14 protein-coding genes are annotated in these 12,221 nt (G+C 47.0%); 4 read left to right on the forward strand and 10 right to left on the reverse strand.

What is annotated here, in order from left to right; genetic code table 11:
• Nucleotides 1-4 precede the first annotated feature (4 nt).
• Entirely contained in the window at nucleotides 5-412 is a 408-nt protein-coding gene (locus GLV81_RS16750; protein WP_157479892.1) for a hypothetical protein, read from the forward strand.
• Here GLV81_RS16750 and GLV81_RS16755 read toward each other — a convergent pair whose 3' ends face one another.
• Entirely contained in the window at nucleotides 413-688 is a 276-nt protein-coding gene (locus GLV81_RS16755; protein WP_157479893.1) for a hypothetical protein, read from the reverse strand.
• Between the two features lie 48 nt (nucleotides 689-736).
• Complete coding sequence (gene ruvB, locus GLV81_RS16760) at nucleotides 737-1,771, reverse strand: Holliday junction branch migration DNA helicase RuvB (protein ID WP_157479894.1); 1,035 nt, start codon at nucleotides 1,769-1,771, stop codon at nucleotides 737-739.
• Nucleotides 1,772-1,885: 114 nt separating this feature from the next.
• On the opposite strand from ruvB, the gene GLV81_RS16765 reads away from it, so the two are divergent.
• Together GLV81_RS16765 and GLV81_RS16770 are read left to right on the forward strand one after the other, a co-directional pair.
• On the forward strand, nucleotides 1,886-2,314 hold the full coding sequence (locus GLV81_RS16765; RefSeq protein ID WP_197428667.1) for a MarR family winged helix-turn-helix transcriptional regulator: 429 nt from the start codon (nucleotides 1,886-1,888) through the stop codon (nucleotides 2,312-2,314).
• 100 nt (nucleotides 2,315-2,414) lie between these two features.
• Nucleotides 2,415-3,434 carry an aldo/keto reductase gene (locus tag GLV81_RS16770; protein WP_157479896.1) on the forward strand — a complete coding sequence of 340 codons (1,020 nt, stop codon included), beginning with the start codon at nucleotides 2,415-2,417 and terminating at the stop codon, nucleotides 3,432-3,434.
• Nucleotides 3,435-3,587: 153 nt separating this feature from the next.
• Here the strand turns inward: GLV81_RS16770 and GLV81_RS16775 are convergent, their stop codons facing one another.
• The 7 genes from GLV81_RS16775 to GLV81_RS16805 all read right to left on the reverse strand — a co-directional run bounded on the left by GLV81_RS16775 (nucleotide 3,588) and on the right by GLV81_RS16805 (nucleotide 8,017).
• Entirely contained in the window at nucleotides 3,588-3,881 is a 294-nt protein-coding gene (locus GLV81_RS16775) for a hypothetical protein (RefSeq protein WP_157479897.1), read from the reverse strand.
• 57 nt (nucleotides 3,882-3,938) lie between these two features.
• Nucleotides 3,939-4,652, reverse strand: a complete 714-nt coding sequence (locus GLV81_RS16780) for a peptidoglycan DD-metalloendopeptidase family protein (RefSeq protein ID WP_157479898.1) — start codon at nucleotides 4,650-4,652, stop codon at nucleotides 3,939-3,941.
• 30 nt (nucleotides 4,653-4,682) lie between these two features.
• Nucleotides 4,683-5,210 carry an endonuclease/exonuclease/phosphatase family protein gene (locus GLV81_RS16785; RefSeq protein ID WP_157479899.1) on the reverse strand — a complete coding sequence of 176 codons (528 nt, stop codon included), beginning with the start codon at nucleotides 5,208-5,210 and terminating at the stop codon, nucleotides 4,683-4,685.
• Nucleotides 5,186-5,533, reverse strand: coding sequence for an endonuclease/exonuclease/phosphatase family protein (locus tag GLV81_RS16790; RefSeq protein WP_157479900.1), 348 nt, complete (start codon nucleotides 5,531-5,533; stop codon nucleotides 5,186-5,188). Before GLV81_RS16790 ends, GLV81_RS16785 begins: the two co-directional genes overlap by 25 nt.
• A 30-nt stretch (nucleotides 5,534-5,563) precedes the next feature.
• Nucleotides 5,564-5,974: an energy transducer TonB gene (locus GLV81_RS16795; RefSeq protein ID WP_197428671.1), complete on the reverse strand. Its 411-nt coding sequence runs from the start codon at nucleotides 5,972-5,974 to the stop codon at nucleotides 5,564-5,566.
• Nucleotides 5,975-6,091: 117 nt separating this feature from the next.
• On the reverse strand, nucleotides 6,092-6,469 hold the full coding sequence (locus tag GLV81_RS16800) for a DUF779 domain-containing protein (protein ID WP_157479902.1): 378 nt from the start codon (nucleotides 6,467-6,469) through the stop codon (nucleotides 6,092-6,094).
• Nucleotides 6,470-6,487: 18 nt separating this feature from the next.
• Nucleotides 6,488-8,017: an aldehyde dehydrogenase family protein gene (locus tag GLV81_RS16805; RefSeq protein WP_157479903.1), complete on the reverse strand. Its 1,530-nt coding sequence runs from the start codon at nucleotides 8,015-8,017 to the stop codon at nucleotides 6,488-6,490.
• A 196-nt stretch (nucleotides 8,018-8,213) separates the two neighbouring features.
• Here GLV81_RS16805 and GLV81_RS16810 point away from each other — a divergent pair, with 196 nt between their 5' ends.
• Complete coding sequence (locus tag GLV81_RS16810; RefSeq protein ID WP_157479904.1) at nucleotides 8,214-9,140, forward strand: AraC family transcriptional regulator; 927 nt, start codon at nucleotides 8,214-8,216, stop codon at nucleotides 9,138-9,140.
• Between the two features lie 48 nt (nucleotides 9,141-9,188).
• Here the strand turns inward: GLV81_RS16810 and GLV81_RS16815 are convergent, their stop codons facing one another.
• Nucleotides 9,189-12,119, reverse strand: a complete 2,931-nt coding sequence (locus GLV81_RS16815) for a GH92 family glycosyl hydrolase (RefSeq protein WP_157479905.1) — start codon at nucleotides 12,117-12,119, stop codon at nucleotides 9,189-9,191.
• Between the last annotated feature and the right edge of the window lie 102 nt (nucleotides 12,120-12,221).

The raw sequence follows: 12,221 nt of genomic DNA on the forward strand, positions 1-12,221 counted from the left end.
TTCTATGAAAACTCAAGAATTAAAAAAGTTGACCGTTATCCTTTTTGTCGCTTTATTATCAAATTTTTGTACAAGCAAAAAATCAGGAGAAGAAGATCTTGAATTAAAAAGGATTAAAAGGATAGAAAAATCCGTTACTGATGAAATAGAAAGTAATGCAGAAAAAATTTCACTAATTGCTGTAATCTTCAAACAAGACGAAGACACGATAAAAAATATTTTAGCTCCATTTATTAAGAACGATTATCTCAATTCAGAAAAACAGCGAAGCTTCAAACAAATTATTGATAGTATTAGTACTAAAACTTTAACGCCGAAAAGTATGATTGCAAGGTTAGTTTTTGCGTTTAAATACGAAGCAATAACTAAGGATGAAATAGTAAACAAATACATAGAAGAGTACTCGCAATAACTATTGCTTGTTTTCACCGAGCTTCTTGATATATTCAAAATTGAATTTTAATAACATCACTCCTGCAATACCTGAAAGCCCAGCAAATAGCGGCATAGATGACTCATCTTTAATAAGCCCGAACCACGTTTCGTAATAGAAATTATCTTTATCGTCAATAACAACAGATAGGAAATCCTTAACAATCAGATAAGACGAAATTACAGCGGGTGCTAAAAGAATAATACTAGGCAAAAAAAGTAACGACTTAAAAATTGTAGAGACCGTTTTTTTCATTTGGAAAACTTATGAGTTAAGAATTATTTTCAAATTATAAAATGATTCTTACTCAAACAAAAATCCACTGGCGGCACTGCCGGGTCGTTTTCTGCCCAAGTGGCTGTAAGCCTTGGCCGTTACTTCGCGGCCGCGGGGGGTACGTTGCAAAAAGCCTTCCTGTATCAAAAAGGGTTCATACACTTCTTCCAGGGTGCCGCTTTCTTCACCCACTGCTGTAGCAATGGTGTTGATGCCCACGGGACCGCCCTTAAACTTATCGATGATGGTGAGCAAAATGCGGTTGTCCATTTCATCGAGGCCATGCTCATCTACGTTCAATGCCTTGAGGGCATGTTGGGTAATGCCGATGTCAATTTGCCCATCATTAAGTACCTGCGCAAAGTCTCGTACCCGGCGCAGCAATCCATTGGCAATACGCGGTGTACCACGGCTCCGGCGGCTGATTTCGCCAGCAGCATCCTCGCTGATTTCTACTTGCAAAATGCCCGCTGCCCGTAAAATAATTTTGCGCAGCGTATCGTGGTTGTAATACTCCAACCGGCTTTTGATGCCAAAGCGGCTGAGCAATGGCGCCGTAAGCAAACCACTGCGGGTGGTAGCACCAATCAACGTAAACGGATTGAGGTTGATTTGGATGCTGCGGGCACTGGGGCCACTGTCAATCATGATGTCGATGCGAAAGTCTTCCATCGCAGCATACAGGTACTCTTCTACCACCGTACTCAGCCGATGAATTTCATCGATGAACAACACATCGTTGGGCTCAAGGCTGGTGAGCAATCCCGCCAAATCACCCGGCTTTTCAATCACCGGGCCACTGGTTTCCTTAATGCTTACCCCCAACTCATTGGCCACAATGCGGCTGAGGGTGGTTTTACCCAATCCGGGAGGTCCATGAAACAGCACATGGTCCAATGCCTCGCCGCGGATTTTAGCCGCTTTAATGAAAATCACCAGGTTTTCAATCAGCTGTGGCTGGCCGCTAAACTCCGCAATGGCTGCCGGCCGGATGGCGTTTTCAAACTCCCGTTCGGCGGCATTCTGGTTGTTGCTATCGGTATTCAAATTCGGATTGCTCATGACTTGGAATTACAAATGTGAGCAATCGGCAAATAGCGTGTGCTAAATATTTATCCCAATGATTGTATGTACAAATGCGTTGGCTTTACCTTTGCGCAGCCGAACATTTTTTACATGAAAGCATGCGATAGCCGATATAGCCAGTGCTTGTATTTTGCCAGCAGTGCCCTTAGCCGCAAAGTGGAAAAACTGGCCACCGAATGCTGGGCCCCGGTTGGCCTTAGCCCCAGCCATGGCTACCTGCTGATGATTGCGATAGAAGAGCCGGGTGTGCAACCCAGTTTTTTGGTAGAGCAATTGCAGCTCACCCCCAGTACCATTACCCGCCTGATAGAAAAGCTGGAAGAAAAAAAGCTGGTGGTACGTACCACAGAAGGCAAAATCACCAACGTATATCCCACCCCCAAAGGCAAAGACATGCTGCCGGCATTGAAGGCCTGCGGACAAGATTTTCATGAACGCTATGCGGCACAACTGGGCTACCGTGAAAGCACTGCTTTGGTGAGCAGCATTTGCCAGATGACTGACAAACTAAAGGTGTAACCCTTTTTTTACTTCACTATTTGTATGTACAAATAGGCTGCTGATTGGCAGTTACATCCTATAAGCAGCCTCTCTAAAAGATCTCGTTTAAAACAAGACTATGGAATACAAACTCCTCGGCCGCAGTGGCCTCAAAGTAAGTGAACTCTGCCTCGGCACCATGGGTTTTGGCACGGCCACTCCCTGGGGTGTAGACAAAGCCGCCAGCTTCAGCATTATGGAAGCTTTTGCGCAGGCAGGTGGTAATTTTTTAGATACCGCCAACCGCTATCAGGATGGTATGAGTGAAGAAATTGTGGGGGCGTTTATCAACCAACATGACCGCGACTATTGGGTGGTGGCTACCAAGTACAGCCTGTACGACAACCAGACCAACCCCAATGCCAGTGGCAACAACCGCAAGAACATGATGCGCAGTGTAGAGCAAAGCCTCAAGCGCCTCAACACCGATTTTATTGATGTGCTGTACCTCCACATTTGGGATGCCCTCACTCCCATGGATGAAGTGTTGCGTGGCCTCGATGATTTGGTGCGTCAGGGAAAAGTAAATTACATCGCCATCAGCGATACACCGGCATGGATGGTGGCCAAAGGCCAAACCATGGCAGAGCTGATGGGCTGGAGTCAGTTTGTGGCCCTGCAGGTAGAATACAGCCTGCTGCAACGTACCCCCGAACGTGACCTGATACCCATGGCCAAGCACTTTGGCCTTACGGTAACGCCCTGGGCACCACTGGCAGGCGGTGCCTTAACGGGCAAGTATTTACGCAACGATCCGGGCCGCATTAAAGAAGGCAGCAAGCGCCTGAATGAACAAGCTATAACTATTACCAAAGAAGTGATGGCAATAGCTGAAGAAACAGGCACTACTCCGGGTCAGGTAGCACTGGCATGGACCATGCAGCAAGGTTTTTCTTCTATTCCCATTGTGGGTGCTACCAAACTGACCCAAATGCAGGATAACCTCGGTGTGATAGGCTTACAGCTGAGCAAAGAACACCTGCAACGTTTGGATGCTATCAGTAAAATTGAATTGGGTTTCCCCGGAGAGTTTTACCAGGAAGATGGCGTGAAGCTGGCCAACTTCGGCGGTTTTTACAACAAGGTAGAAAAGCGATAACCGCTTGTTTCACCTGTGCATTTGTGGCGAAAGACTTGGCCGCAGATGCACAGATTTTTTTACATCAATAGCATGCCGTAGGCATTGGTAAAAAAGCAACAGCGTCTGCTCCAAGAAGAAGCAGACGCTGTTTTTATCAACCAAGAGGTTCAATTAATGTGCAGCATGCGTGGTATCAGCAGCATGAGCAGTGCTGTCTGTGGCATGGGTATGTGCTGTGCTATCGGTAGCCGCGGCGGTATGCGCAACTTCAGGAGCGGCTCCATGTTCGCCATGGGCAGCAGCTTCTTTGTGCTCAAAACGGTACCAATTGTCTTCTGCGGCGCCTTTGTTCCATAAACCCCAGGCTACCAGTACAAATGAAACCAGTACTGCAGCTACAATGAAAAGACCCAATCCGTTGGTGTTTTTGCCAAAGCCAGTAGAAGTATGTCCTTCGTGTGCCATAATGCGAATGCTTTAAAATTTGTGCAAACCTAATGTTTTGGGCAATTGCCTCCAATTTTAGCCCAGCCATTGTTGCCATTGAATAATGGCATCGGGGTTGGGGCAGTTGCGCAGGTAAAATTCTCTTTCGCTGTAACGACATACCCCGGGATAATCGCCTTCATTCAAACCAATATCTTCTATCACCTGAAAATGCAGGTGCGGTGGCCAGTTGCCGTTTTCATGGGGTTCGCCAAAATGCGCCAGCAATTGGCCGGCCACCACATAGTTGCCCTCTTTTGCCAGTGCTAAATCGGCCAGGCTCAGGTGGCCATACAAGGTATAAAACTGTCGACCGTCCAGCTGGTGGCTCAGGATGATGGTGGCCCCATAATCGCTGGGGTTGTTGTTGTACGCATAGCTATGCACCATGCCGCTCACCGGCGCATACACAGGTGTACCGGCAGGCCCCCAAATATCCATGCCAAGGTGCAGGCGGCGGGGCTCACCACCAGCAGCAGCATCACTAAAATGTGGCGACCGGCTGTACACGGTTCGGTGCTCATTGTACCCACCATAGCCATAGCGGGCACCTGCACTTTGCAACTGTGTAGTTACATACGCACTAAACGCAGCGGTATCGTTGAGTACATCGGCAGTAAGGGCAGTATTGGCATCTGTAAAATCCATGGCCAGCAGGCGGTCCTGTATTGCATCAAATGGCACCAACGGATAAAACTGCGACTGGTGTTTGCGCAGCCATTCTTCCAATGTAAAATCCTGATTCGTCATGTGCAATTGGTTTTCCGAAAATCGTTGCTATTACTTACCCAACATTACTATAGCCATCACAGCAAAATGATCGGAAGCGAAACGGCCACCCCAGGTTTGTGAAATAGTAGCATGCTGCAACACCTGCCATTTGCCTTTCATAAATATGTAGTCGATAGGTGCCTCATCTTTTTCTTTTGGTCCAAAACCATTGAAGGTGCCCACTGGTCCGTAATGGCCATTTTTGCTGAGTACTTTGGCATCGGTAAGATGCAACGGATTGGTTTCATCAACGATGATGCGAATGGGTTCATCTTTCGGTTGTGCATTAAAATCGCCGGTGACGATGGCTGCTGTATTGCCTGCAATGCTGTTTACTTTTTGTAGCAGCATGTGTGCACTCTGCCGGCGGGCTTCCTGCCCTATGTGATCGAAATGCGTATTGAAATGATAGAAAATTTTACCCGACTTTTTGTGTTTGAATTTAGCCCAGGTAACGATGCGTGTAATGGCGGCATCCCAGCTTTTGCTACCGGGCACGGTGGGTGTAAGGCTCAACCAAAATGTTTCGGAAGCCAATAGTTCCAGTTTATCTTTTTGTAAAAAATGCCGGAAAATTCGCCTTTGTTATCGCCGTCTTCGCGGCCCACACCGGTGAAGCCATACGCTGGCAGCAAGGCTTTTAAATCGGCTACCTGATTGGGCAACGCTTCCTGCACACCTAACACATCCCACTGGTGAAACAACACCTGCGACACCACTTTTTCTTTTCTGTTTTTCCAGTGGTTCGGGCTATCGCTGGCTACATCCAACCGAATGTTGAAAGTAGCTATCGACAATTGCTGAGCCATTCCTGCAACAGTCATCATCATTCCTACACAAAGCACCCACAGTTTTTTCATGAATTGTATTTTAAAATAAAAACTCACACATTACTCCAACTTGAAAGTAATGGCTTGTATATGACGGTAAATCACCTTACGCCCGTTTTGTTCGGCAGGAATCCATTTGCCACTTTCTTCAATCACCCTTACCGCTTCATCAGCCAGTCCATCACCCGGATCATTCAGTGCAGTTACTTCTGATACAACACCTTGCTTGTCTACAATGAACTGTATTTTTACCACCCCGACTGTATTTCTTCTAATCGCTTTCTTAGGATACTTGAGGTTGCCTTCCAGATAGCGTCGCCAGCCATCCACTCCCCCAGGAAATTCAGCAGGCTTATCCACCTTGGTAAATATTTTATCTGGGTCATTGTCTTTGCGGGTACTGTCTTTGGTTTGAGCATTGGCAGCTGTCAACAGCAGCAGCAATAAACATGTCGAAAAGAAATGTTTCATGGTCATTCAATTGAAAACCGAAAATACAGGTTATCAAACCGGTAGCGACATAAAAAAATGGTTACACACCTGCCTAAGCGGGTACGTAACCATTGTACATTGATGCAGTGCATGAACTCACTCCACTTGCAGTGGCATCAGGAGCTGTACTTCTTCATCAGTAAACAAACGGCTGCGGGTAAGGAACCTTACGCCCAATGGTATTTCCAAAGAAAAGCTGCTGCCTCTGCCCGGTGTTACATCCAGAATCAGCTGCATGTGCTGCCAGTAGGCAAACTGATCGGCGGCCATATAAAAAGCACATCCGCATACCTCACCCAAACACACATCGTTGCTGCCAGTCAAAAATTCGCCTGCGGCAAAACACATAGGCTGGCTGCCGTCGCAGCATCCACCACTCTGATGAAACATTAACGCACCATGCAACGCTTGCAGCTGTGCAATCAAATCAGCAGCAGCTGCTGTTACTGTTATTCTGGGTACCAGGTTTGCCATTGTTGTTGCAGCCGTTATTTAAAAGAAACCCAGTTTGTTTTTGTTGTAGCTGATGAGCAGGTTTTTGGTTTGCCGGTAATGGCTGAGCATCATCTTATGTGTTTCTCTGCCAAAGCCCGATTTTTTGTAGCCGCCAAATGGTGCATGAGCAGGATAGTGATGGTAGCAGTTAACCCACACCCGGCCTGCTTGTATGGCCCGTGGCACCTGATACAGTTCATGAGCATCCCGTGTCCATACGCCTGCGCCCAAACCATACAATGTTTCATTGGCTATGGCAATGGCTTCTTCAGTGTTTTTAAACGTAGTTACTGAAGTAACAGGTCCAAAAATTTCTTCCTGAAAAATGCGCATTTTATTGTTGCCCTTAAAAATAGTTGGCTGAATGTAGTAGCCATTTTCCAAACCACTATTGATGCTGAATGCAGCACCGCCGCAAAGCAATTCGGCACCTTCCTGCTTACCCACATCCATGTAGCTCAAAATTTTGTTGTACTGATCTTGACTGGCCTGCGCCCCCATCATGGTATCTTCTGCCAGCGGATTGCCCACTTTAATTTGTTGGGTACGGGCTATCACTCTTTCTATAAACCGGTCGTACAAACTTTCGTGCACCAGTACACGGCTTGGGCAGGTACATACTTCGCCTTGGTTGAGGGCAAACATCACAGCACCTTCTACAGCTTTGTCGAAGTACTCATCATCTGCATCGCCTACGCTGGGCAAAAAGATGTTGGGCGATTTGCCGCCCAGTTCCATTGTAACAGGCACCAGATTTTCACTGGCATATTGCATAATCAAACGGCCAGTGGTTGTTTCGCCGGTAAAAGCCACTTTGGCTACTCTGGGGCTGGTGGCCAATGGCTTGCCTGCTTCGGGGCCAAAGCCAGAAACAATGTTGAGTACACCCGGCGGAATCAAATCGCCAATCAGTTCCATCAGGCACATAATACTGGTAGGTGTTTGCTCGGCAGGTTTCATCACTACGCAGCAGCCTGCAGCCATAGCGGGTGCCATTTTCCAGGTGGCCATGAGCAAGGGAAAATTCCACGGGATGATTTGGCCCACCACGCCAATGGGTTCGTGCAGCACAATGCTCACAGTGGTGGCATCGTGTTCGCTGATGCTGCCTTCTTCGCCCCGGATAACGCCGGCAAAATAGCGGAAATGATCTACGACCAATGGCAAGTCTGCGGCTCTTGTTTCCCGCAGGGCTTTACCGTTGTCTACGGTTTCTACCCGGGCCAAATACTCCAGGTTGTCTTCTATACGCTGGGCTATTTTCAGCAGCATGTTGCTCCGCTCTGTTACAGAGGTAGTGCTCCATTTGGCGAAGGCGGCATGTGCTGCATCCAGCGCTTTGTCGATGTCTTCTTTGTTGCCCCGGGCAGCTTTTGTAAAGGGCTTACCATCGATGGGTGAAATGTTGTCGAAATACTCACCACTGCTGGGGGCTACCCATTGGCCGTTGATGAAATGATCGTACTTGTCTTTGAATTGAGGGCGTGGCACTGCTACTACAGGCGCCACATCGGCTGCTGTACTCATGGCAAATCGTTGTTGTTTTAAATGATGAAAAGAATCCGTCCTGAAATTCAGGATGAAGCAGTGCTTCTGCCTTGCACAATCGTCATGTTGATTAGCACAATTGTACATTTTTATTGATGTGATAGATTTTCTGCCGGCCGGTATTTCTGCATTCAGATAATTCCTGTACTTTTCTTTCAACGATTGTTCATCAGCCATGTTTGCCCCCAGTAATAAGCTCAACAAGATTGACCTGACCAAGCCTGCCCAGCTTTCTACGTTGGTCGAAAACAGACGCATTTTCAACATGCGGCACTGCGAACTCAATGTATTTGAAAGCTACCAGCAAGCACAACTGGTGCCACTCACTTTTGGCGATTTGGTCATAACGAGCATGGTACGGGGCAAAAAAGTAATGCACCTTTTCGACCATCCATCATTTGACTATGTGCCCGGCGAAACGGTAATAGTGCCTGCCAATGAAACCATGCGGATTGATTTTCCGGAAGCAGCAACTGATAATCCGACACAGTGTATCGCCTTAGCTGTAAGCGACAATCATTTACAACAAACCCTGCATTTTCTCAACGAGCATTACCAACAGCCCGATGAAGAAACGCACTGGAATATTAGCTTTCAGCAATACCATTTTGAAAACGATGCAGAAGTATCGGCACTCATCAATAAAATCATGCGCATTAGCATGAGCACCGAAAAAGCCAAAGACATTTACGCTGACCTCACACTGAAGGAATTGCTGGTAAGATTGGTGCAAAGTCAGCAGTTGTTTGCCATTGAAGCAACTGCTGCTACAGCCGCCAACAGTAGCCGGTTGCATGCAGTAATTGATTACATACAGCAGCACCTGCACGAAAAGCTAAGCATTGAACAACTTTGCAAAAAAGCCTATCTCAACCGCAACGATTTTTTCCGCTTGTTTAAAGAACAATTTGGACTTACGCCGGTCGATTACATCAATCAGCAACGCATTAAGCGGGCCAAGGAGCTGATGCGCATTGGTGAAGATTCTTTGTCCAACATCAGCTGGCGTTGCGGGTTTAGCGATGTCAATTATTTCAGCCGGTTGTTTCGCAAAATGGAAGGCATGGCACCCAGCAATTATTTTCGTCAGTCTGGTGCATAAAAAAAGGCCCGCTGACTATGTCAACAGGCCTCTCATTCAGGCAGCACATTATTTCACAATCACTTCATCAATAAACAGGTGCGAAGGTTTGCCGGCGCTTTCGTGCCAGGCAGGCAGCAGGCCGCCATTTACTACAGTTACTTTTACATAACGTGCATTGGCAGTTACATTGGCACCCAGCGTTTGTACTTCAGGGCCTTTTACAGTCGCATCAATTTTATTGGCGATGGTCGTAAGCGTTTGCCAGTTCTGACCATCATTGCTGTAAGCAAACTGTACTTCCTTCGGATACACAATCCATGGGCTTACATCTTGCAGCACATGTACCCCCACAAAACTCACGTTCTTAGATTGACGCAAATCAACAATGGCTTCGAAGTTGCTGTCGAAGTAGCTCTGCCACTCGCCACCACGCCAATGCTCAGTACCAAGTATGCCATCAATGAGCATGCCATTGCCACCGCCTGAGTACATGGTATTTACCTTGCTCAAAACCGTAATGTCCTTATCGGCAGGAATGCGGTAAAACTGCTGTGATACTTCCCGGCTTTTTACCTGACCTTTTTGTGCATAGAAATCTACATCAACCGTTTCTGTAAGTGTAAACGGTGCTTTGTAAAGTTGATAGTTTCCGCCTTGCTCGCCAGCTTTGCGAATGCGATAATAAATACCAACACCGTCAGCTACGGCTTGAAATTCAACCTGTGTGCTGCCGGCAAATTTGTTGCTGTTGTTAGCCAATGAAGGCACAGTCACAAACGCATCATCATTCAGCTGCGTAGCCGGACGGTCTTTCAAGGCCACACCCCGCTGTAAGTTGGGCTGGTTGCTCATCTGCATGTCCAATACGCCACCATTGGCAATATCGCTGTGGCGAATGAAGGTGGGGCTGTAAGGCTTGCCATTCAACTTAGCTGATTGTACATAAAAATTATTGGCTGTTCTGCCATTCGCTTTTATCACCAATTGCTTTCCGTTTTCCAACGATACTTTCACTTCATCAAACAAAGGCGTACCCAATGCATACTGGTTGCTACCCGGTGTAACCTGATAGAAACCCATGGCACTCATGACAAACCAGGCACTCATTTGACCGCAGTCTTCGTTGCCAATCAATCCATCGGGTTGGTTGGTATAGAATTCTGTACAAATGCGATGAATCAATTCTTGTGTACGCCAGGCCTGTCCTGCATAGTTGAACAAATACGCAATGTGATGGCTCGGTTCGTTGCCATGTGCGTACTGACCAATGAGCCCCGTTACATCGGCCTGATCACGGCCACTCATGGGTTCGGTGGTGGTAAACATCAGGTTGAGTTGCTTCAAAAATGCAGCATCTCCACCATGCAGATTAATCAGGCCACTAATATCTTGCTGGGCAGAAAAAGAATAATGCCAGGAGTTGCCTTCGGTAAAGAAGTTGTTGACTTCACCGGGCTTAAAAGGATTGTACCACAAGCCTTGCATTTTACCCCGAATGTGCTTGGAAGTCGGGTCAAAAAGATTGCGGTAGTAGTGGGCCCGTTGGTAGTATTCGTTGTACACTTCTTTGTTGCCAATGCTTTTGGCAAATTCGGCAATGCACCAATCATCGTAAGCATATTCTACCGTTTTAGAAGCACTCTCATGATCTTTTTCATTGCCAATAAAACCATGCTTGCGGTAGGCATCCAACCCAAAGCGATTGCTGCCGGCATAAGCCGTCATAGCTTGCAAAGCCAGTTGTGTATCAAAACCTTTAATGCCTTTGTTGTACGCATCTACAATCACTGGTACAGAGTGGTAGCCAATCATGCAAAAGGTTTCGTTGCCGCTGAGTTCCCACACGGGCAGCATGCCGCCATGCTGGTGTTGTTTCAAAAATGTTTGTACAAAATCCAATGTGCGTTTGCGGTCGATGATGCTGAGTAAAGGATGCAGAGCCCGGTGGGTATCCCACAATGAGAACACGGAATAATTCGTAAAGTTCGTGGCTTTATGCACTTTCAAATCGGTACCTCTGTAGTCTCCGTTTACATCGGTGTAAACATTCGGTGCCAGCATGGTGTGGTACAAGGCAGTATAGAAAATGGTTTGCTGATCTTTCGTACCGCCTTTCACGGCAATTTTTCCCAACTCTTTATTCCAGGCAGCTTCGGCTTTTGCCCGCAGAGCGTTGAAGTTCCAGTCTTTAATTTCAGTGTCAAGGTTCAGTTTGGCATTGGCCATGCTGACACCAGAAATACCCACTTTCAAGCGTAATGTTTCTGCACCATTCAATGCAAAAGACAACCAGGCTTTCACGTTTTTGCCTGTCATTGTTTTTTTACCCGCTTGCTCTACATCATCGTTGGCAATGCCATACGAAGCGATGGGCTTTTCGAAGCGGATGTAGAAATACACATGCTGGTCGGCAGCCCATGATTTGCTGCGGCGCATGCCTCGTAACTCATATGCATTTACGATTTCCAAAGAAGACTCCAACACTTCGTCGCGGTGTTGCAAATCAATCAGCACTTTGCCCGTGGCGGTACCTGCCGGAAAACGGTATTGATGCATGCCCGAACGAACGCTGGTGGTAACTGCTGCATGAATGTTGTGCTTATCCAATAGCACTTCGTAATAGCCGGCATTGGCTTTTTCAGTAGCATGCCGGAATGGCGAAGCATAGTCTTTATTCTTCCATTGTACCGCTCCGGTAAACGGCATCAGCAACAAATCACAATAATCGGGCACACCCGTACCGCTCAGGTGTGTATGTGAAAAACCGTACATCAGCGAATCGCTGTAGTGATAACCGCCGCATCCATCCCAACCTTCCAACCGGGTATCGGGGCTGAGCTGCATCATGCCAAAAGGCATGCTGGCACCGGGGTAAGTATGGCCGTGGCCGCCGGTTCCAATAAAAGGGTTTACCATTTTGGCATAATTCACAGGCTGCGACCATGCCATTGCCCAACAACACATCCAAACCAGCATGGTCAAATTCAATCTCTTCATGGCTTTGTAATCTAAAAATGAGTGCAAAAAAATCTTTATGTCTTAGTCAAAAAATAAGCCCGCCAAATGGCAGGCTTATTTTGTCAATATCACTAACGCTGA

The organism is Phnomibacter ginsenosidimutans, from assembly GCF_009740285.1.
Taxonomy (GTDB): Bacteria; Bacteroidota; Bacteroidia; order Chitinophagales; family Chitinophagaceae; genus Phnomibacter; species Phnomibacter ginsenosidimutans.